Annotated in this window: 18 protein-coding genes; 13 read left to right on the top strand and 5 right to left on the bottom strand. The window is 64.5% G+C overall.

Annotated elements, in window-relative coordinates:
• Nucleotides 1–27 precede the first annotated feature (27 nt).
• A complete protein-coding gene (locus C8348_RS03815) occupies nt 28–1,200 on the top strand; it encodes a YbfB/YjiJ family MFS transporter (protein WP_208983520.1) in 1,173 nt (390 codons plus the stop codon).
• A gap of 14 nt (nt 1,201–1,214) precedes the next feature.
• Here C8348_RS03815 and C8348_RS03810 read toward each other — a convergent pair whose 3' ends face one another.
• Nucleotides 1,215–2,072: a branched-chain amino acid aminotransferase gene (locus C8348_RS03810; RefSeq protein WP_106751926.1), complete on the bottom strand. Its 858-nt coding sequence runs from the start codon at nt 2,070–2,072 to the stop codon at nt 1,215–1,217.
• Nucleotides 2,073–2,257: 185 nt separating this feature from the next.
• Between C8348_RS03810 and C8348_RS03805 the strand changes: the two genes are divergently transcribed.
• Together C8348_RS03805 and C8348_RS03800 are read left to right on the top strand one after the other, a co-directional pair.
• The gene (locus C8348_RS03805; protein WP_106752049.1) at nt 2,258–2,686 is read left to right on the top strand and encodes a VOC family protein; all 429 of its coding nucleotides are present in this window, start codon (nt 2,258–2,260) and stop codon (nt 2,684–2,686) included.
• Nucleotides 2,687–2,881: 195 nt separating this feature from the next.
• The gene (locus tag C8348_RS03800) at nt 2,882–3,544 is read left to right on the top strand and encodes a haloacid dehalogenase type II (RefSeq protein WP_106751925.1); all 663 of its coding nucleotides are present in this window, start codon (nt 2,882–2,884) and stop codon (nt 3,542–3,544) included.
• A gap of 184 nt (nt 3,545–3,728) precedes the next feature.
• On the opposite strand, the gene C8348_RS03795 is transcribed toward C8348_RS03800, so the two are convergent.
• Nucleotides 3,729–4,433 carry an outer membrane protein gene (locus C8348_RS03795; protein WP_106751924.1) on the bottom strand — a complete coding sequence of 235 codons (705 nt, stop codon included), beginning with the start codon at nt 4,431–4,433 and terminating at the stop codon, nt 3,729–3,731.
• A 175-nt stretch (nt 4,434–4,608) separates the two neighbouring features.
• Here C8348_RS03795 and C8348_RS03790 point away from each other — a divergent pair, with 175 nt between their 5' ends.
• The 6 genes from C8348_RS03790 (at nt 4,609) to C8348_RS22345 (ending at nt 9,125) form a co-directional block, all read left to right on the top strand.
• Nucleotides 4,609–5,202, top strand: coding sequence for a hypothetical protein (locus C8348_RS03790; protein WP_106751923.1), 594 nt, complete (start codon nt 4,609–4,611; stop codon nt 5,200–5,202).
• A gap of 10 nt (nt 5,203–5,212) precedes the next feature.
• Complete coding sequence (locus tag C8348_RS03785) at nt 5,213–5,431, top strand: helix-turn-helix domain-containing protein (RefSeq protein WP_106751922.1); 219 nt, start codon at nt 5,213–5,215, stop codon at nt 5,429–5,431.
• Between the two features lie 121 nt (nt 5,432–5,552).
• The gene (locus C8348_RS03780; protein ID WP_157950373.1) at nt 5,553–5,867 is read left to right on the top strand and encodes a hypothetical protein; all 315 of its coding nucleotides are present in this window, start codon (nt 5,553–5,555) and stop codon (nt 5,865–5,867) included.
• A gap of 192 nt (nt 5,868–6,059) precedes the next feature.
• A complete protein-coding gene (locus tag C8348_RS03775; RefSeq protein WP_157950372.1) occupies nt 6,060–7,760 on the top strand; it encodes a GGDEF domain-containing protein in 1,701 nt (566 codons plus the stop codon).
• 405 nt (nt 7,761–8,165) lie between these two features.
• Nucleotides 8,166–8,546 (top strand): IS110 family transposase, encoded by a 381-nt coding sequence (locus tag C8348_RS22350; RefSeq protein WP_198646916.1) that lies wholly within the window; start codon nt 8,166–8,168, stop codon nt 8,544–8,546.
• 51 nt (nt 8,547–8,597) lie between these two features.
• Nucleotides 8,598–9,125 (top strand): transposase, encoded by a 528-nt coding sequence (locus C8348_RS22345; RefSeq protein ID WP_198646915.1) that lies wholly within the window; start codon nt 8,598–8,600, stop codon nt 9,123–9,125.
• 83 nt (nt 9,126–9,208) lie between these two features.
• On the opposite strand, the gene katG is transcribed toward C8348_RS22345, so the two are convergent.
• Both katG and C8348_RS03760 read right to left on the bottom strand, forming a co-directional pair.
• Entirely contained in the window at nt 9,209–11,386 is a 2,178-nt protein-coding gene (gene katG / locus C8348_RS03765; RefSeq protein ID WP_106751919.1) for a catalase/peroxidase HPI, read from the bottom strand.
• 169 nt (nt 11,387–11,555) lie between these two features.
• On the bottom strand, nt 11,556–12,416 hold the full coding sequence (locus tag C8348_RS03760; protein WP_208983518.1) for a DMT family transporter: 861 nt from the start codon (nt 12,414–12,416) through the stop codon (nt 11,556–11,558).
• 498 nt (nt 12,417–12,914) lie between these two features.
• Here C8348_RS03760 and C8348_RS03755 point away from each other — a divergent pair, with 498 nt between their 5' ends.
• Together C8348_RS03755 and C8348_RS03750 are read left to right on the top strand one after the other, a co-directional pair.
• A complete protein-coding gene (locus tag C8348_RS03755) occupies nt 12,915–14,318 on the top strand; it encodes an aminotransferase-like domain-containing protein (protein ID WP_106751918.1) in 1,404 nt (467 codons plus the stop codon).
• Nucleotides 14,319–14,422: 104 nt separating this feature from the next.
• Complete coding sequence (locus C8348_RS03750; RefSeq protein ID WP_106751917.1) at nt 14,423–15,247, top strand: META domain-containing protein; 825 nt, start codon at nt 14,423–14,425, stop codon at nt 15,245–15,247.
• A 294-nt stretch (nt 15,248–15,541) separates the two neighbouring features.
• On the opposite strand, the gene C8348_RS03745 is transcribed toward C8348_RS03750, so the two are convergent.
• Nucleotides 15,542–16,243 carry a helix-turn-helix transcriptional regulator gene (locus tag C8348_RS03745; RefSeq protein ID WP_106751916.1) on the bottom strand — a complete coding sequence of 234 codons (702 nt, stop codon included), beginning with the start codon at nt 16,241–16,243 and terminating at the stop codon, nt 15,542–15,544.
• Nucleotides 16,244–16,669: 426 nt separating this feature from the next.
• Here C8348_RS03745 and C8348_RS03740 point away from each other — a divergent pair, with 426 nt between their 5' ends.
• Together C8348_RS03740 and scpA are read left to right on the top strand one after the other, a co-directional pair.
• Nucleotides 16,670–18,652, top strand: coding sequence for a methylmalonyl-CoA mutase family protein (locus C8348_RS03740; protein ID WP_106751915.1), 1,983 nt, complete (start codon nt 16,670–16,672; stop codon nt 18,650–18,652).
• The gene (scpA, locus tag C8348_RS03735; protein ID WP_106751914.1) at nt 18,649–20,811 is read left to right on the top strand and encodes a methylmalonyl-CoA mutase; all 2,163 of its coding nucleotides are present in this window, start codon (nt 18,649–18,651) and stop codon (nt 20,809–20,811) included. The genes C8348_RS03740 and scpA overlap by 4 nt, the downstream gene beginning before the upstream one ends.
• The last annotated feature ends 137 nt before the right edge of the window (nt 20,812–20,948 follow it).

Genomic DNA, 20,948 nt, shown 5'->3' with positions numbered 1-20,948 from the left:
CATCCGTCCCCAGCGAAAAGCCCGCCCGTGTCCAGCCCCCAGCCGCCAGCACATGCCCCCGTTGCCACGGCCCTTGGCGGGCTCCTTGCCCTTGCAGGGGCGATGGGCATCGGACGCTTTGTCTACACGCCGATCCTGCCCTTCATGACCGAAGGTGTCCCCTTGTCTCCGGCGGAAGGCGGCCTGATTGCCTCGGCGAATTTCCTCGGCTATCTGATCGGGGCCTTGCTGGCCGCGCTACCGGGCCTGCCCGGTCAGCAGCGGACCTGGCTTCTCGCGGCGCTTGCCGTCAGCGGGATCACCGGCATGGCCATGGCGGGCTCCGGCGGCATCGCTGCCTTTGCGGTTCTGCGGTTCGTCAGCGGCCTGGCCAGCGCCTTTGTCTTCGTCTTTGCGACCGCCCTGGTGCTCGACAGGCTCGCGCGCGCCGGCCGGCCGTCCCTGTCGGCGCTGCATTTTTCCGGCGTCGGGCTTGGCATCTCGTTGTCGGCCCTGCTGATCGCGGGCCTTGCCGCCGCCGGATCGGACTGGCGCGGCCTCTGGCTCTTCAGCGGCGGCGTGACACTCGCCTTGCTGGCAGCCGTCGCCCTGCTTCTGCGCGGGGCCGGCGCGGCGCCAAGCCGTCCGGCCAGTGTTGCCGAAGCACCACCGATGCCGGCGGCCGTTATCCGGCTGATCCTCGCCTATGGCCTGTTCGGCCTTGGCTATGTGGTCACGGCCACGTTTGTCTCGGTGATTGCCCGCAGCAATCCGGCGCTCGCCTCGGCGGAAACGCTCGTCTGGCTCGCCGTCGGCCTGTCGGCCGCGCCCTCGATCCTGATCTGGAACCGCATCGCTTCCCGCATTTCGGCCGCCCGCGCCTTTGCCCTGGCAGCTGCACTTGAGGCTGCCGGCGTGGTGCTGTCGGTGACCACCGGTTCGCCCCTCGGCATTCTCCTGGCGGCCGCGCTGCTCGGCGGCACCTTCATGGGCATCACCGCGCTCGGCCTGATCGAGGCCAGGCGACAGGCGGCCGGAGACCCGCGCCGCCTGCTCGCCGCGATGACGGCGAGCTTCGGCCTCGGCCAGATGCTGGGACCGAGCCTTGCCGGCTATGCTGCCGATGCAACGGGCAGCTTCCTGCTGCCATCGCTGGTGGCCGCCAGCTGCCTTGTCCTCTCCGGCGCCTTGATGCTCTGGCCGGCGAACAAGGCGGGCTGAGCCGCGCTTGCCCCTCAGGCGTGAGCGAAGGTCCAGTACAGTTCACGCGCCCTTGCCGCCACCGGACCCGGCGCGATCTGCCGCGTCTCGATGCGGTTCACCGGCACCACCTTGGAGTAGTTGCCGGTGGAGAAGATCTCGTCAGCTGTCAGGAACTCACCATAGCCGATGGTCCGCTCCACCACCTGGTGCCCGGCATCACGCAGCAGCTTGATCACGCGCTGGCGAGTGATGCCATTCAGGAACGTGCCATTCGGCACCGGCGTATGAACAACGCCGTCCTTGACCATGAACACATTGGCGCTGGTCAGTTCGGCCACATTGCCCAGCATGTCCAGCACGACGGCGTTGTCGAAGCCGCGCGACTTGGCCTCGACCATGGCGCGGGCGTTGTTCGGATAAAGGCAGCCAGCCTTGGCGTTGACGGGCATTGTCTCCATCGTCGGCCGGCGGAATGGCGACAGGGTGATGGAAAAGGCGCTGCCGGCCGGAGCCATCGGCGCCTCGAACAGGCACAGGCAGAAGCGGGTCGATTCCGGATCGGCGGCGATCACGCCCGGGCCATCGCCCTCGGCCCAGTACATCGGCTTGATATAGACGGCGCTGCCCGGCTTGAACTTGGCCGCGCCTTCCTTGGACAGCTCGGCCATTTCGCCCACCTGCATTGTCGGCTTCAGGCCCAGAGCAAGCGCCGAATCATTGACGCGCTGGCAATGCAGGTCGAGATCGGGAAACACGCCTTCAAAGAAGCGCGCGCCGTCGAAAACGGTAGATCCCAGCCAGCTGGCGTGGCTGCGCGGGCCCATCAGCGGCGGATTGCCCTCGATCCAGCGGCCATCGACATAGTTCCAGGTTTCGCTAAAGGCGCTCACGGCGTTTCTCCCGGTCAGGTTCTTTGCCGCAGACCAAACCGCCTTCACGCGCCGAGGTCAACCTTTTGCCGGCTCCTTGGCAAAAAACGCGAAATTCGTGCGTCGCAAGGTATTTGTTCTATTTTTGTTCGGATCATCCGGCTACAATCGGGAACATTTTCAACACCAGTCTCGAAGGTTCGACGATGCAGCAGCGCCTGTCCCTGATCACCCTCGCTGTCGAGGATCTCGCCGTCAGCCGCCGCTTCTTCGAGGAAGGCCTCGGCTGGACCGCCTCCAGCGAAAGCCAGGACGGCATCGCCTTCTACCAGCTGCCGGGTCTTGCCCTTGCGCTCTATCCGCGCACGGCCCTTTCCCGCGACATCGGAGCGGAAATCCCGGCCGGTGCCCACTCCGGCGTCACCCTCGCCTGGAACGGGGCCAGCGAGGCCGAAGTCGATGACGCTTATGCCCGGGCCTTGGCGGCTGGGGCCACACCGGTCGTTCCGCCGGAAAAGGTCTTCTGGGGCGGCTACTCGTCCTATGTCCGCACGCCCGACGGCCATCTCCTGGAACTTGCCTTCAACCCGTTCTGGCCCCTCGCGGCGGACGGCAGCCTCAAACTTCCGGGCTAGACTGACACCCGCAAACGCGTCAGGCGTGGGGTCCGGCTTACGTGCATCGCGTAATTTTATTGCGCTGAACGCCTGTGCTTTCCGCATAAAATTGTTTGTGCAATGCACAATCTGCTTGACGTCATGGTCTGTGGGTAGTCATCTATTGCCGCCTAAACTTTCGGCAGACTGCCTCTTTCCTGACGGAGCCCCATGATGGCCCACTCGGCCTATGTCTTTGATGCGTATGGCACCTTGTTCGATGTTCATGCCGCTGTGCGCAAACATGCCGAGAAACTCGGGCCACAGGCGCAGCAGTTTTCCTTTGTCTGGCGCCAGAAGCAGCTGGAGTATTCCTGGGTCCGCGCGTTGATGCAGCGTTACGCGGACTTCTGGCAGCTGACCGAACAGGCGCTCGACACCGCCTTCGCCCTGTTTCCCGACGCTGACAGGGGCCTGCGTGCCGATCTTCTCAACGCCTACTGGGCGCTGGACTGCTATCCGGAAGTGCCGGAGGTGCTGACCACCCTGAAACAGTCCGGCGCAAGGCTCGCCATCCTGTCCAACGGTACGCCGTCGATGCTGGAAGCTGCGGCCAAGGCGGCCGGGATCACCGAGCTGCTCGACGAGATCTTCTCCGTCGACATCTTGCGCAGCTACAAGACCGATCCGCGCGTCTACGAGATGGTGACCAACCACTTCCGTGTCTATCCGGAGGCGATCTCGTTCCAGTCGTCAAACCGCTGGGACGTTGCCGGTGCCAAGGCCTATGGCTTCCGCACCGTCTGGATGAACCGCGCGGGCCTGCCGGACGAATACCCGGATCTTGCCCCCGCAGCCGTCCTCTCGGACCTCAAAGGCCTGCCACTTCTGGGCTAGGCCGGATCCAGTTCCGGCACGACGATTGGCCCCGCGTCTTTCAACGCGAGGCCAATTGGCGAGAAGGTCTGTCCCGCGTCCGGCTCGGGCATGGGGCATAGCGGGTGAACCGGACGCAGGACAGGTCGGGCCGTCACGGCACTGACGGCCCTGCGGGGTGTGGCCACTGACCTTTCGGGGTGGGTCAGAAGGCGTAGGCCACGCCCAACATCAGGCGATGATTGGCGGAAAAGTCCTTCACCGTCTTGGTGTCGAACTTGTGCTTGTCCGCCGCGATCGCGGTGAGAGTGTAGTCGGCGCGGGCGCGCAGGTTGTCGGTCAGAGCCACTTCAAGACCAGCTCCGACCGATGTGCCCAGATGCATGCTCCGCTTGGCCTTGAAGCCTTGCACCTGGTAGCTGTGCTGGGTGGCAGCAAGACCGACCGACAGGTACGGCATGAAGTTGTCGATCGGCAGACCGATACGACCCTTGACGCCGAAGCTGTAGGGCGAGGACGATTTCACCTGCCCAAGGCCAGTGACCTGTGACTTGAGCTGGCCACCGAGGTAAGTGGCGGAACCTTCCACGCCGAGGATGACGCGGGAAACCTGCCAGTTGTAACCGGCGAAAGCGCCGAACGCGGCATCGACACGCGAGTTGGTCTTCTTGGTCGAACCGAACTCAGTCTTGGTGGCCGAGCCGGATACGCCCGCCTCGACACCGAAATAGGCACCCTCGAACGGGTTACGCTTGCGCTGGGTCTCGATGACGCTGGAGCTGTCGTAATCCGGCAGCGGCTGGGCGAGGTCGGCGGCCAGGGCGCTGCTGCCCCAGACACCAAGGAGCAGCACCAGCGGGGAGGCAAGGATGCCGGCGAATGTGGCCCGGGAACGGATAAGGGAATGCATGGGAGGGTCGTCTCCGTGGATCTCGATAAAGTCGTTCGCATCAATTTCTTACTGCGAAACGATAATTCGAAAAAGCCTTGTTTTTATTTTTTTGTCAAGCACGATATTTCGAGCTTGCGAAAACCTGGCTTGACCTGTAGTGACGACACTGCAAAAGACTGTCAGAAAGCCGACCATGACATCAGCGCATTCCCCAGAGACGAACGACGAGCGCACCCGCCGGCTGAAGCGCATCAGCACGATGGCCATGTGGCTCAAGTGGATTTTGACCGGCATGGCGGCGATCTGTGTGCTGTGCGGCCTGTTGATACTGTTTGTCCTGATCCTGCCGAGCTTCGTTGAACTCGACCCGGAGGACACAATCGACATCGGCGAGGTCTCCAGAGGACTGATGACCATCGGTCTGGGACAGCGCATCCTGATCGCTCTGTTTCTGACAGCCTGTATCGGGGCGATTGTGATGCTGCTCTGGAAACTGAGACAGCTCTTTGCACAATTCGGCCGACTGGACTTCTTCTCGAGCCGCACGCTGTCCTTTATTGTCGAGACCGGCTGGTGGCTGCTTGCACTTGGGCTGCTCGACATATTTGCCGATCCGATAGGATCCTGGATCCTGACCTTCGATCTTCCCGAAGCCGAGAGAAAAATCTCGTTTGCCCTTGAGGCCGGTCAGATCCTGTTCCTTGTCTTTGGACCACTCACCTTGTTGTTTGGCTGGGTCATGCGGGAGGCCGCGCTTGCGTATGAAGAAAACCAGCAGTTCGTGTGAAGGACTTGTCATGCCCATCATCATCGAGCTGGATGTGATGCTCGCGCGCCGGAAGATGCGGTCGAAGGAGCTTGCCGAAAAGATCGGCATCACAGAGCAGAACGTCTCCTTGCTGAAATCCGGCAAGGTCAAGGGAGTCCGCTTTGAAACCCTCGAGAAGATCTGCGAGGTTCTCGACTGCCAACCTGGCGACATCCTCATCTACAAGCATGAGGAAGGACAGGGCTGACGCCCTGTTTGGGGCCTTTTCGCCAGCCTCGCGCAAGCTTGGCGGCTTAAGTCCGGACGCATCCTCTCCGGCCGGCGCCTTTCAACTTTGTTCCCGGCGACACCTCACCCGGGATTTCGCCATGCCGCCGCGCCCTGCTTCATCGCCGTTCCGCGCCCGCCAGCTTCGCCCCGCTCCGCGATCCCGTATGCGCGGCGGCCGGCTCACCGATCTGTCCTGCAAGCCGCTGGCGGACTGCACCATCTATGATACGCTCGACAATGGGATCGGCGTCATCGTTGCCAGCAATGCCGACCTGCCGGCGCGGCTGCTGCTGCACGACGATCTGGATGTCACCATCGCCGAAGCCCGAGTGCTATGGCGTGAGGGACGTCAGCTAGCGCTGTCCCTGGAGACGGCCCCAGTCGGAGCAAGCCTCTTCTCTATGAACCTTTGACAAGGGGCTAAGATCGCGCCCCTCACCTGGCGTTATTTGTCAAATTTTTTCTTCGATTTCCCATTAAGTTCTGCACTATCAGTCAAGTTTTCCCATCACACCTCCCCCTCAGGAATCGCAATGGTTAATTCCTGCGGGGAAACGTAAGACTGCGGCTTCACGTTCTTCTCACGCAGCGGCAGTATGCTTCACATGATCAGTCGCCTCCCCACGCATCCCGCAACCAGTGGCCTGAAGATCCACTTGTGGGTCCTTGCGGTCCTGACGATCAGTTGCACGGTGATCCTTGCCGGACTGTCGACGCGGTCCTGGTATGTCGAGCTGAAGCAATCCCGGATCCATGCCAATGTGATCGCCGACTTTGCGCGCTACCTCGAGACTGGAACCCGCATCTCTGCGGAGCGTGGTCCGGCGAATTCCTACATGGCCGCGCCCGATGGCGTCCGCGCGAACTATCGTACCGATTGGGAAGCAGCTGCAGCCGAAACGGACGCCCTCCTCGACCAAATTGGCCCGCATGTGCCCCCGGAACTCATTGAAAAAGTTCACGATCAGCTGGCCAACGCCAGACGGCTTGTCGCCATGGCGGGCGAGCGCCCCCGCCTCAGCCGCCGCTATGAAGATATCCAGGCAGGCATCGATGCAATGTTCAAGGTGCATGATCACTTCGAGGCCGTCCTGCGCTGGCGGATGGCCGTCGCGCTCGAGGCCGAGCCGGATCTCATCGATGTGCTGTTCAAGGGCATGATGCTGGCGGACCTGCGCGAGCAGGCTGGCCGGCTTGGCTCCTTTGTCATTCCCCCTCTGGTCACCGGCGAGCCGATTCGCAGTCGCCATGTCATCGAGAGCCAGCAAGTACGTGGCCGGCTGCTGGCAACATGGATGCTTATGGAGCCCCTGGCCGCGTCGCTCGCGCCTGATTCGGAGCTCGGCCAACTCCTCGACCGGACGCGGCAGGACTTTTTCATCAAGGGCCTTGCCTTGCGGGACCAGCAACTCGGGCTCGACGCAACAGAGACGCGTCCGGTGATCGATGCGATCACCTTTACCCGGGCCTATGTCGCCTCGATGCGGCCGCTGCAACAGCTGCGGGCCGGACTGATGGAGGACATTCGCCTGACCTACCTGCAAAGGGAACAGGCGGCCTGGACCGGCATGGTCCAGTCAATGGCCCTGATGCTCGCGATAGTTCTGCTGGTCGCTGGCCTTGTGCTGGCGATGCAGCATTACATCTTCAATCCGCTGCTGGATGCCTCGCGGGCAATCATCGCCCTTGCCTTTGATCAACCGCCGCTCCCGACCCGGCCACGGCGCCACGTCGCCGAGATCCGCCTCGTCCACTCCGCCCTGGCGATCGTTGCCGACAAGTTGACAGAACGCCGGCGCATGACCGAGGAATTGCATCTTCTGGCCACCACTGACGGCCTGACCGGGCTTCTCAACCGCAGGACCATTGACGACATCGGCCATCGCCTCGCCGAAGGCGCCCGCAGTTCCGACGTGCCGCATCTGATCCTGGCCGACATCGATCACTTCAAGGCGATCAACGACTGTTTCGGGCACCCGGTCGGCGACGATGTGCTGCGGGAAATTGGTGCCGTCCTGCGCCGCACCTTGCGCAGCCAGGATCATGTCGCCCGCTATGGAGGCGAGGAGTTCGCCGTGCTTCTTGTTGGTCAGACAAAGGCACAAGCTGCCTGCGTTGCCCGCAAGCTGCGCAAGGCGATCAAGGCCCTCGAGCTGGAATCCCCGGACGGATACGCAATCCGGCTGACCGCCAGCTTTGGCATTTCCGGCGGCGCGGATGCAGACTGGGAGACCATCGTCCGCCGTGCCGACCAGGCGCTTTATGCCGCGAAGGAAGCCGGCCGCGACCGCATTCGGATCGGTTGACCTCAAGCAATAAAGCCTCACCCTGCCGGACGTAGCTTTGCGATTGATCGTAGACCTCGACCTCACCGTCGTCATCCCGGCCAAGCGAAGCGCAGAGCCGGGACCGGAGTGTCGAGGCCTCAATATTTCAATGAGCGAATCCCTGAGAGACCTTGGCTCTCCGGTCCCGGATCTCCGCTTCGCTCTCGTCCGGGATTGTTTGTTGTCCGTGGTGCTAGGGTAAAGGGGAAGCTGCGACCCTTAACCCGCAGCTTCAGCGTCAGGCGACCGCTCCGGGATCGGGTTTTCACCCGCTGTCATCATGGCTCCCTGACGCTTCCCTTTTCCCGCTTGGAGAGTTGACGGGGCCTCTGGCTGACACCCACGCCCGCAAACAATCCGAAGCACGTCAAGGATAGCACGGCCATGCCCGCCCTGCAGCAGCCTCCCGCCCATGTCTGCGGCTTCGATGTCGCCAAGGACAGCATCACCGCCTTCGACACCGCCACCGGCCGTGTCACAACCTTCCCCAACCGCTCCGCCAGCATCCGCAAGGCGCTGGCAGGCCTGTCGGCCGACTGCCTGTGCGTGCTGGAGCCGACCGGCGGCCACGAGCGCCTGCTGGTGGGCGAACTGACGGCAGCAGGCCTTGCCTGCCACCGGGCCGATACCGTCAAGGTCAAGGCATTCAGCCGGTCCTTTGGCCGTCTTGCCAAGACAGACGCCATCGATGCCCAGGCTCTGGCCCGCTATGGCGAGGAGCGCTGGAAGACACTCGCCCTGTTCACGCCGGCCGATGAGACCTAGAGCACGCTCGCCAGCCTCAATGCCCGCCGGCAGGAGCTTCTTGCCCTCAAGGTGGCCGAGCAGAACCGCTCAAAGATCCCCGGAGAGGGACCTGGCATCGCGATCATCCGCCGCTCCTGCCAGGTCATCCTGCGCGCGATCCTGCGCGAGATCGAGGCCATCGACGCCGCCATCGAGGCGCTCGTCGACGCCTCGCCGCAGCTCGCCCGCCGGATCGAGGTCAGCTGCTCCCTGCCGGGCGTGGGCAAGCGCACCGCCATCACCCTCGCCGCAACCATGCCGGAACTGGGAACGATGGACCGGCGCCAGGCCGCAAGCCTCGCCGGGGTCGCCCCGCATCCGAAGGACAGCGGGACCCTCAAGGGATATCGCCGGATGCATGGCGGACGCTCCACCGTCAAGCCGGCCCTCTTCATGGCAGCCTTATCCGCAAGCCGCGCAAACGGGCCATTAAAAGAGGTCTATCAAAGGCTTATCAACAACGGGAAGAAGCCAATCCTCGCAATCGCCGCCCTCATGCGAAAGATCATCGTCATACTCAACGCAAGGATCAGGGACAACGCACAACAACAGAGTTGATGACGAGCGAGGCTCGGGCAGAAACCTGAACGCCGCGCCCTTTCGGGTGCGGCGTTCCTTGTCACGATCTGACCTTGAGCCACTCAGGCGGCGAGGTCGAAGCGGTCGGCGTTCATCACCTTGACCCAGGCGGCGACGAAGTCCTTCACGAACTTCTCTTGCGCGTCATCCTGGGCGTAGACTTCCGCATAGGCGCGCAGGATCGAGTTCGATCCGAACACCAGGTCGACGCGGGTGGCCGTCCACTTCACTGCACCGCTCTTGCGGTCGCGGATCTCGTAGAGGTTCTTTCCGGTCGGGTTCCAGGTGTTGGCCATGTCCGTCAGGTTGACGAAGAAGTCCGTCGTCAGCTGACCTTCCCGGGCCGTGAACACGCCATGCTTGGCGCCGGCGTAGTTGGTGCCGAGCACGCGCAGGCCACCCAGCAGCACGGTCATTTCCGCAGCCGTCAGGCCCATCAGCTGGGCACGGTCGAGCAGCAGCTCTTCCGGGCTGACCACGTAGTCCTTCTTCACCCAGTTGCGGAAGCCGTCATGGATCGGTTCCAGCACCTTGAAGGAGTCTGCGTCGGTCATGGCGTCGGTTGCGTCACCGCGGCCATCGGCAAACGGCACCTCGACAGCGAAGCCGGCAGCCTTGGCGGCCTTCTCGATGCCGACGTTGCCGGCCAGCACGATCACATCCGCAACGCTCGCGCCGAATTCAGCCGCCAGCGGTTCCAGGACGGCCAGAACCTTGGCGAGACGCGCCGGCTCGTTGCCTTCCCAGTCCTTCTGCGGTGCCAGACGGATGCGGGCACCATTTGCGCCGCCGCGCATGTCGGACCCGCGGTAGGTGCGGGCACTGTCCCAGGCGGTGGCGACCAAGTCAGCCACCGACAGGCCGGACGCGGCGATCTTCGCCTTCAGCGCGCCGATGTCGTAGTTCTTCGGGCCAGCCGGGATCGGATCCTGCCAGATCAAGTCTTCCTTCGGGGCGTCCGGGCCGATGTAGCGCACGCGCGGGCCCATGTCGCGGTGGGTCAGCTTGAACCAGGCGCGGGCGAAGACGTCATCGAAGTACTCTGGATCAGCCATGAACTTTTCGCAGATGGCGCGATAGATCGGATCGACCTTCATTGCCATGTCTGCATCGGTCATGATCGGCATGCACTTGATTGACGGATCCTCGACGTCCGCCGGCATGTGCTCTTCCTTGATGTCAACCGGCATCCACTGCCAGGCACCGGCCGGTGACTTCTTGAGCTCCCATTCATAGCCGAACAGAAGGTCGAAATATCCCATGTCCCACTTGGTCGGATGAGTCGTCCAGGCACCTTCGATGCCGGATGTCACGGTATCACGCCCGATGCCACGGCCCTTGTGGTTGATCCAGCCAAGCCCCTGTTCCACGACATCGGCGCCTTCCGGATCCGCTCCAAGATTCTCGGCTCGGCCGTTGCCATGAGTCTTGCCGACGGTGTGGCCGCCAGCGGTCAGGGCTGCGGTTTCCTCGTCGTTCATCGCCATGCGGGCGAAGGTCTCGCGCACCTGGGCTGCCGTTGCCATCGGATCCGGCTTGCCGTTGACGCCTTCCGGATTGACGTAGATGAGGCCCATCTGCACGGCAGCAAGCGGGTTTTCCATCGTGTCCGGCTTGGACACGTCGCCATAGCGCTCATCGGACGGAGCAAGCCACTGCTTTTCCGAGCCCCAGTAAACGTCTTTCTCCGGATGCCAGATGTCAGCACGGCCAAAGGCGAAACCGAAGGTCTTAAGGCCCATGTCCTCGTAGGAAACGGTGCCCGCCAGGATAATCAGGTCGGCCCAGGACAGCTTGTTGCCATACTTCTTCTTCAGCGGCCACAACAGACGGCGTGCCTTGTCGAGGTTTGCGTTGTCCGGCCAGGAATTGAGAGGGGCAAAACGCTGGTTGCCGGTGCCGCCACCGCCACGGCCGTCGGCCAGGCGATAAGAGCCGGCTGCGTGCCACGCCATCCGGATCATCAGGCCGCCGTAATGGCCCCAGTCAGCGGGCCACCAGTCCTGGCTGTCCTTGAGCAGCGCCTTGAGATCGGCCTTCAGCGCGGCAACGTCGAGGCTCTTTACGGCCTCGCGGTAGTTGAAGTCCTTGCCCAGCGGATTGGTCTTTGTGTCATGCTGGTGCAGAATGTCGAGGTTGAGGGCATTCGGCCACCACTCCATGTTCGACATGCCTGATGCAGTCAGGCCTCCATGCATGACGGGGCATTTGCCGGACTTGCCGGTGTCAATCGCGTCCATTGTCCTCTCCGATCATCTGTGACCTTGCGCGCAGTCCCGAGGGTGTCGTCCCCTCTCGGTCCCAGCTGAATGCTGCACCCGAACCACGCCGCTGAGATGACACTAGCCCGTTACGCCGATCACCTTAAGTCGGAAGTTCTACTAGTCTTGATAAGAAAAACTGATTGATTCAGGCAAACCGCCGCGCTCCTGCCACGCACAGCACCACGACCAGCGTTGCCGCGGCCATCGCCGGGCTCACCGCTTCGCCGAGCAACTGTCCCGCCAGCAGCAGTCCAAGGAAGGGCTGGATCAGCTGCAGCTGGCCAACCGCCGCCGTCCCGCCGATGGCCAGCCCCCGGTACCAGAAGATGAAGCCGATGAGCATGCTGAACAGCGACACATAGGCAAGGCCCAGCCAGGCCGGAGCGGTCACGTCGCCCAACGCCTTAGGAAAGCTCAGCGCGCCCGTCACCGCCATCACCGGCAGCGCCAGGATCAGCGCCCAGCTGATCACCTGCCAGCCGCCCAGGTGCCGCGACAGCTTCGCCCCTTCCGCATAGCCAAGGCCGCAAACGATCACCGCCGCCAGCATCAGAAGATCGCCCTCGATTGCCCCGCCGCCACTCTGCGTCAGGGCAAAGCCTGCAACCGCCAGGCTGCCGAGACCGGAGAACAGCCAGAACAACGGCTTCGGCCGCTCCCCGCCGCGCAGCACCGCAAACAGCGCCGTCGCCAGGGGCAGCAAACCGATGAACACGATCGAATGCGCCGAGGTGATCGAGCGCAGCGCCACGGCGGTCAGGAGCGGAAACCCCACGACCACCCCGCCCGCGACCAGGGCAAGCGGCACCAGATCCGCCCGCTGCGGCCGCTTCTGCCGCAGGAGCACCAGCAGCAGCGCCCCGACGAGCGCCGCAATCACCGCCCGCGCCGAGGTCAGGAATACCGGCTCAAACCCCTGCACCGCCACCCGCGTCGCCGGCAGCGACCCACTGAAGATCACCACCCCGACAAGCCCGCTGCCCCAGCCTTCCAGTCCCATGCGCATGTCTGTGTCCTGTCCTGTCGCACCTGTTTCAAGCCTTTGGAATGCCCCCCAAACCCCCAGGCACGGCGCCTGCCGCCCCCCTCCCCCTCGTGGGGAGGGGTGAGGGGTGCCCCCCCGCTCAGGCCTTCATTGAAGGACGCAGCACGCCAGCCCAAAAGATCCGTCGGTCATAGAACCCCTCGGTCCCGCCGCCCCCCACCCCCAACCCCCTCCCCACGAGGGGGAGGGGAGCTGAGAGGCGGTGCCTATTCACCCAAGCCCGAGGGCACAGCGCCCAATGCCCCCCTCCCCCCCGTGGGGAGGGGTTGGGGGTGGGGGGCAACCCGGCAGGGTGAGGGTTGTGGGCAACCCGGCACGCCCGCTCCGCAACCAACCATCCCCCAAGAGAACACCCCTCCCCCTTCCACGACCAGACACAGACTGATACAATCCCGTCAAACTGTACCAGCATCAGAGACCATACACTTGGCACCCGTCCCGAGCCGCACCGAGACCGTGATGGCCACCATCCGCGCGCGGATTGCCGCCCGCAGCCTTGGCCCGGGCGAGCGGCTGCCCTCGATCCGCCGGCTGGCCGAGACCCTCGCCGTCTCGCCGGGCACCGTGGTGGAGGCCTATGACCGGCTCGCCGCCGAGGGGCTGATCCGCGCCCGGCGCGGCTCCGGCTTCTTCGTCGCCGGGCAGGCGCTGCCGCCCTTGCAGCTCGCCGACCCCGCTCCCGCAGCACGGGCGGTCGATCCGTTCTGGGTGTCGCGGCTGGCGCTGGAGGCCGATGACAGCGTGCCCAAGCCCGGCTGCGGCTGGCTGCCGCCCGACTGGATGCCGGAGGCCGCGCTCCGACGGGGCCTGCGCCAGCTTGCCCGGGCCGAAACCGGCGTGCTCACGGACTATGGCGGCAGCCGGGGTTCCGCGCGGCTGCGCCGCCTGCTGCTCGCCCGCCTCGCCGAGGAAGGACTGGAGGTCGGCCCCGGCCATCTCGCGCTCACCGGATCGGGCACCGAGGCGCTGGATCTCGTCTGCCGGCTGCAGCTGTCGCCCGGCGACACTGTGCTGGTCGATGATCCCTGCTACTTCAACTTCCAGGCGCTGCTGAAGGCGCATCAGGTGCGGCTTGTCAGCGTGCCCTACACGGGCACCGGCCCGGATCCTGCCGCCTTCGAGGCGGTGCTCGCCGCCGAGAAGCCCCGGCTCTATCTCACCAATTCCGCCCTGCACAATCCGACCGGCGCAACCCTGTCCCCGGCGGTGGCGCACCGCATCCTCGTCGCCGCCGGGGCGGCCGGCATGACGATCGTCGAGGACGACATCTTCGCCGATCTGGAGCCGGAACGCTCCGTCCGCCTCGCCGCCCTCGATGGCCTCAAGCGCGTGATCCGCATCGGCAGCTTTTCCAAGACCCTGTCCGCCTCGGTGCGCTGCGGCTACATCGTCGCCCCGCCGGACTGGATCGAGGCGTTGACCGACCTGCAGATCGCCACCCGCTTCGGCGGCCCCAGCCCGCTTGCCGCCGAGCTGATTGCCGAGGTCCTGACCGGCGGCACCTATCGCAAGCATGTGGAGGACCTGCGCCGCCGTCTCGAGCGCAGCCGCCGCGACGCCGCCCACGCCCTCGCCCGCCTCGGCTTCACCCCCGCCCTGATGCCGCGCGGCGGCTTCTACCTCTGGTGCCGCCTGCCAGAAGGCATTCCAGAGCCCCAGTCAGAAGGCCAGTCACAAGACCACCCCGGGGCCCCGTCCGCCACCGCGCTGGCCGAGCGCGCGCGGGCAAGCCTGACGCCCCTCGTCCTTGCCCCCGGCAACGTCTTCAGCCCCACCCGCACCGCCGACGCCTACATGCGCTTCAACACCCCGCACACCATGATGCCGGGCGTGCTGGAGCGGCTGGCGGCGGTGATGGGGTGAGCGTTTCTCGGCCATGAACGGGCGATGAACGCCTGCCTCAGCGTAAATTCAATCGACGTCGGTAAAGTCTTGCCGGACACTCACCTTCAGCATGGAGCCGCAAGATGACCTTCCAGACCTTCAGGACCTTGATTGCCGCCGCCGTAGTCACACTGTCGCTCGGCGCCCCCGCGATGGCCGACGTGGTGATCCAGTGGGCCTCGTCCAATAACAACGTGACGCTACAGTCGGGCGGCATCCTCGCGGCCGTCGGCAACACGCGCAATGCGGCCCGGTTCGAGATCGTGCGCCTCGAGGGCCGCCGGATCGCCCTCCGGGCCAGCGACGGCAGCTATGTCCGCGCCGGGGTTGGCCAGCAGACGCTGCTGGCCAGCGGCAGTCCGCATATCCGGGGCTGGGAGACTTTTGTCCTCGACAGCGCTGGTGGCGATACCTTCTCGCTGCGCTCGCTGCAGAACGGCAAGTTTGTCGAGCTTGACGCCTCCGGCCGTCTCGCCGCCACCGCCGATATCCGCAATTTCCAGACCCAGCTGCGACTTATCACTGTCGGCGAACGGCCCCAGGCCCAGCGGCCGGACCGTCCGCAGGTCGAATGGGCCGGCACCTGGCGTCAGGTCTGGGTCACCACACCCGACGGCCGTCGCGTCAGCGCCCCGCGCGGCACCGATGTCCGCTTCATCATTGCCCGCGACATGACCGTCTCCATCACTGCCGGCTGCAACACCATCGGCAGCCGCCTGACCCTGCGCGGGCAGCGCGCCACCTTTGCGCCCGCCATGATGACACGGATGCGGTGCGACACCGTCCTGCAGCGGTTCGAGCAGCGTCTCGCAGGGGCCATGGACGCGGTTCAAAGCTACGAGTATCGCGAAGGCCAGATCGCCTTCCTCAACGCGCGCGGCCACACAATCCTCCAGATCGCCCGCTGACCGCGTTGCTCTATTTTTCCGCCGGCGCTCCTGCGCGCCGGCGCAGCGCTGTTCCCTGCTGCCTTGCCGGTCCACAGCAAAGCGGCAGTCCGGTCCATCGGCGACCGAAGGTGGACCCGGATCTGACCAACCGCATGCGCGAAAGCTATTCCGTCCCGCCGCTCCGCAATCCGGCACAACGATCTGGACCAATACACAAAACAAAACCCGCCGAATGTTCGACGGGTTTGTCAAAGGCTGGAAGGCCTGCAGCTTGCTGCAGGCCTTGATCACTGGTTTATCAAACGCTTGAGTTCAGACGCGGATCTGACCGTAGCGCAGGGCCTCGACCACGGTGTGGGTCTTGTTCGTCGCGTTGAGCTTGACGCTGGCGTTCTGCAGGTGGGCGTGGACCGTGCGCTGCGAGATATCAAGCAACTCGGCAATTTCGCTGGCGGTCTTGCCGAAAGCGGTCAATTCCAGCACCTTGCGTTCGCGAACCGAGAGGGCACCCGGGCGCTGTGCGGTCACGACACCCATATCCTGGAGCTTGACGAACACCGCGTCGGTCAGAAGCTCCAGCGCTGCGAGCGTATACTTGTCCGTCTTCAGGCTGGGACCTGCGCAATAGGCAAAGGCCTGGAACGGATGCAGCGCGGTGGCCGGAATGATGATGATCTGGGTGCCTTCACCCGTCGCCGCCAGAAGCCGCGAATGCTCCATGTCCCCGGCCGTCACAGTCCAGACCGAAGCGCGGTTCGAGGCAAGGCCAAGAAACAGCGCGCTGTCGCCGGCGGTCAATGAAACATTGTCGGTGCTGCCGCCCCGCGTATCGGGCCAGCGAATGCGCTGGACGAGGCTCTCGATCGGTCGCTTGGGCATCGGCAGGCCGGTGACCAGCACATGGGTCGCACCGACGCGGCGCAGATTGGCCTCGAGAATGTCGAGAACGAGCTGGGCAGACCCGGCTTCGGAAATTGTACGCAACTGCGTGCTGAGTTCAGCTTCATCCAACATGTGTGCACATCCATTTTTATCCGCAGCTCAAGGCTGCTTGTGTTGTCTCGCCTCCCGGAAGAGGCGGGTTGACCCCGATGAGGTCGCAGGCTCTGGTGCCGTGTTGTTATGATGGGCGGCTACCCGAACCTGTGTGCCCCATCGCAACGAACCAGACTTGTTGTCCGTCCCATTGCAACTTCGAGGCTTGCCGTTGCGGCAGTTTTTGTTCTACCGCATAAACCATAAAAATACCAACCGTATTATGTCGAACAATGTTGCCAAATCCCGCCAATTTTTGAGACTTCTATGGCGGAATTTGACAATACCAATTGGTACGTCTCTGGGTTGCGTCTGTGGAAAATGGCCGGCGCTCCCCCCTTTTGCCTAACTTGCACCAACCTGCCCGGGGTGGAATAAAAGCTGGAATGCAAGGAGCGGACGACAGTGGCAGAACTTCAGTCTGACGGTGCGGCGGACGAAAGCCGCTGGTTTGAAGCGGTGGACCGGGCGCTGAAAGGCGCTCCGCGGGATCGGTTGACTTCGCACACGGAAGACGGGTTGGCCGTTGCCCCGCTGTATCAGCGCCGAAAGGATGTCCCGCCGCAGCAGGGCCGAGCGGCGGGGCAGCCCTGGCGGATCATCCAGCGGGTCGATCATCCCGATGTGGCCGTGGCCAACGAGTTGCTTCTGGCGGATCTGGAAGGTGGTGCGGACGGTCTGGACCTTGTCCTCGCGTCCTCGTCGCATGCGCGCGGTTTCGGCATTGCCGGGCAGGACATCGGCGCCTTCGACCGGCTGCTCGAAGGGGTCATGCTTGACCTCATCGAAGTCCGGCTGGACGGGGGATACGAAACCTCCTCCGCCCTTGCGCTGCTGATCGCACACGCGGAAAGGCGCGGCTACGACCCGGCCAGCCTGCATGTCATCTCAAACAGCGACTACATCGGAAAGCTGGTTCACACCGGTGTCCTGCGCAGCGGCATCGACATGCTGCAGCGCCGGATGCTCGATCTTGTCGGCTTCTGCCGCAACCGCGGGCTGACGGCCTCGATCCTGAATGCAGACGGACGGCTCTGGCATGACCGTGGCGCGACCCAGGCGCAGGAACTGGCCTTCACCCTGGCCGCCGCCGTCACCTATTTCCGGGACCTCGAGGCCGCCGGGATCGACTATGCCGATCTTCCCGGTCTCGTCGGCCTGACGCTGGTGGCTGATGCCGACCAGTTCGGAACCATTGCCAAGGCCCGTGCGGCCCGCCGGCTTTGGGCCGCGGTGCTGCACGCCGCGGGCCTGCCGGATGTTGCGGCCCGCCTGCATATGGAAACGTCCTGGCGCATGATGAGCCGGGCAGATCCTTACGTGAACATGCTGCGCGCCAGCGTGGCCGCCTTTGCGGCCGGTGTTGGCGGAGCGGACAGCGTGACGGTGTTGCCCTTCACGCAAGCCCTTGGTCTGCCAGATGCTTTTGCCCGCAGGGTGGCGCGCAACACCCAGGCGATCCTGATCGAGGAAAGCAATCTGCACCGGGTCGCCGATCCAGGTGCCGGCTCCGGAGCGGTGGAGGCGCGCACCGAGGAGCTGGCTGCCGCAGCCTGGAGCCTGTTCCGGACGGTCGAGGCCGAAGGTGGTCTGATCGCGGCGCTGAAATCCGGTCTGCCGCAGCGGGCGATCGGCGAGGCGCGGGCCGCGCGGGACAAGCGCATCGCCACCCGCCGCATGCCGATCACCGGTGTCAGCACCTTCCCCAACATCACCGAAGCCCCGGTGCGCGTTCTGGCCGCCGAGGCCGATGATGTCTTCCCCGCCTTTCGGCATATCGACCTTCCGGTGCCGGGACAGGGAGAGTTGCTGGGAGCGGTGACCGAGGCCCTCAAGCAGGGGGCCAGCCTCATCGATATCACCGCGTCGCGTCCGCCGGTCGAGCCGCTGCGGATCGCGACGCTGCCCGTCTATCGTATTGCAGAACCTTACGAAAAGCTGCGCGACGCAGCTGCCGTGGTTGATCCCCGGCAAGCGGCCGTGTTCCTGGCAACCTTTGGCCCGGTCGCACAATTCACTGCCCGCGCCACCTGGACCCGCAACGTGCTGGAGGCCGGCGGGCTGCGGACACCAGGCGGCGAGGAAGTCGAGGATATTCAAGCGCTTGCCGAGGCTTTCACGGCCAGCGGTGCCCGCATCGCCTGTCTCGTCTCCTCCGACCGGATCTATGCCGACAGCGCGATATCCGCAGCTGAGGCCCTGAAATCGGCCGGGGCAGAGACCCTGCTGCTGGCCGGAAAACCGGGAGAACTTGAGGCGGACTTGCGTGCGGCCGGCGTCACGACCTTCCTCTATGAAGGCTGCGATATCCTTGATCTGTTGAAAGACATTCACGCAAGGCTCGGCCTTGGCCTTGCCGCTGCTGAAGCCGGGGAGAGCCTGTCATGAGCCGCATTCCGGACTATTCCCGCCTGCCGCTGCCGGCCGTCTCCCGTCCGGCTGACCCGGCCGCCGCCAGCACCTGGACCACGCCGGAAGGTATTGATGTTGCACCGGTTATCGGCCCGGATGCGATAGCCGGGCTGAGTCATGTTGACAGCTATCCCGGCCTGCCGCCTTTCCTGCGCGGGCCCTATCCGACGATGTATGTGCAGCAGCCCTGGACCATCCGCCAGTATGCCGGCTTCTCGACAGCAGAGGATTCCAACGCCTTCTACCGCCGCAATCTGGCGGCCGGGCAGAAGGGGCTCTCGGTCGCCTTCGACCTGGCCACCCACCGCGGCTATGACAGCGACCATCCGCGTGTTGCCGGCGACGTCGGCATGGCGGGCGTTGCCATCGACAGTATTTTCGACATGCGCACGCTGTTCTCCGGCATCCCGCTGGACCAGATGAGCGTCTCCATGACCATGAACGGCGCCGTTCTGCCGGTTCTGGCGCTCTATATTGTCGCAGCCGAAGAACAGGGCGTTGCCCAGAACCTTCTTTCAGGAACGATCCAGAACGATATCCTGAAGGAGTTCATGGTCCGCAATACCTACATCTATCCGCCCGCCCCGTCGATGCGGATCATTTCGGATATTTTTGCCTATACCTCGCAGAACATGCCGAAGTTCAATTCCATCTCGATCTCCGGTTATCACATGCAGGAAGCCGGGGCGACGGCGGATCTGGAGCTGGCCTATACCATTGCCGACGGCATCGAATATGCCCGCGCCGGTGTGGCCGCCGGCATGGACATCGACCAGTTCGCGCCGCGCCTGTCCTTCTTCTGGGCCATCGGCATGAACTTCTTCATGGAGGTCGCCAAGCTGCGCGCGGCACGCCTGATCTGGTCAAAGCTGATGGCGGACAATTTCGCGCCCAGAAGCGACAAATCCCTGTCCCTGCGCACCCATTCCCAGACCTCCGGCTGGTCGCTGACCGCGCAGGACGTCTACAACAACGTCATCCGCACCTCCGTCGAGGCGATGGCTGCAACCCAGGGTCACACCCAGTCGCTGCACACCAACGCGCTTGACGAGGCGCTCGCCCTGCCGACCGACTTCTCCGCCCGCATCGCCCGCAACACCCAGCTGTTCCTGCAGCAGGAGAGCGGCACCTGCGCCGTGATCGATCCCTGGGGCGGCTCGTTCTATGTCGAGAAGCTGACCAATGACCTCGCCCAGAAGGCGCTCGCCCATATTGCCGAGGTGGAAAGCCTCGGTGGCATGGCCAAGGCCATCGAGAAGGGCATCCCGAAGCTGCGCATCGAGGAGGCCGCCGCCAAGACCCAGGCGCGGATCGACAGCGGCGCGCAGACCGTGGTCGGCGTCAACAAGTTCAAGCCGGTCAGCGAGGAGCCGATCGAGGTCCTCAAGGTCGACAACGCCGAAGTGCGCGCCCGCCAGATCGAGAAGCTGCAGCGCCTCAAGGCCGAGCGGGACCCTGCCGTGACCGAGGCCGCCCTTGCCGCCCTCACCGAGGCCGCCCGCGAGGGCGCCGGCAACCTCCTCGATCTGTCGATCAAGGCGGCGCGGGCCAAGGCGACGGTGGGCGAGATCAGCCTCGCCATGGAACAGGTCTTCGGCCGCCACAAGGCCGAGATCCGCTCGATTTCGGGCGTCTACAAGCGGGAGGCCGGCGCCATGTCGGACAAGGTCGCACGCGTGCAGCATCTCGTTGAACGCTTTGAGGAAAACGACGGCCGCCGGCCGCGCATCCTGGTCGCCAAGATGGGCCAGGACGGCCATGACCGCGGCCAGAAGGTGATCGCCTCGGCCTTCGCCGACCTCGGCTTCGACGTTGACATCGGCCCGCTCTTCGCAACCCCGGAAGAGGCCGCGCGCCAGGCGGTGGAAAACGACGTCCACGTGGTCGGCGTCTCCTCGCTCGCCGCCGGTCACCTGACCCTAGTGCCGGCGCTGAAGGCAGCGCTCGCTGCTGAAGGGCGTGAGGACATCATGATCGTCGTCGGCGGCGTCGTGCCGCCGCAGGACTATGACGCCCTCTATGCTGCTGGCGCCACCGCCATCTTCCCCCCCGGCACCGTCATCGCCGAAGCCGCCATCGACCTGATCGCCAAGCTGAATGGCAAGCTGGGCTATGAGGGCAGCGAAGCGGCGTGAGGGGGGGGGCTGGTCATCCGCACAGCGGTCATCCCCGCCTTGTGCGGGGATCCGGTACTCGTGGACAGGCCGTTGGTTGGCGCGGTGCTGCGGCATTTGCGAAACGGCTGACACAAGAACAGGTCCCGGCTCAAGGT

The sequence above is a fragment of the Pannonibacter carbonis genome, from assembly GCF_003012935.1.
GTDB lineage: Bacteria > Pseudomonadota > Alphaproteobacteria > Rhizobiales > Stappiaceae > Pannonibacter > Pannonibacter carbonis.
Note: the sequence above shows the minus strand (reverse complement) of the source record. Positions and strands in the feature narration are given on the sequence as shown.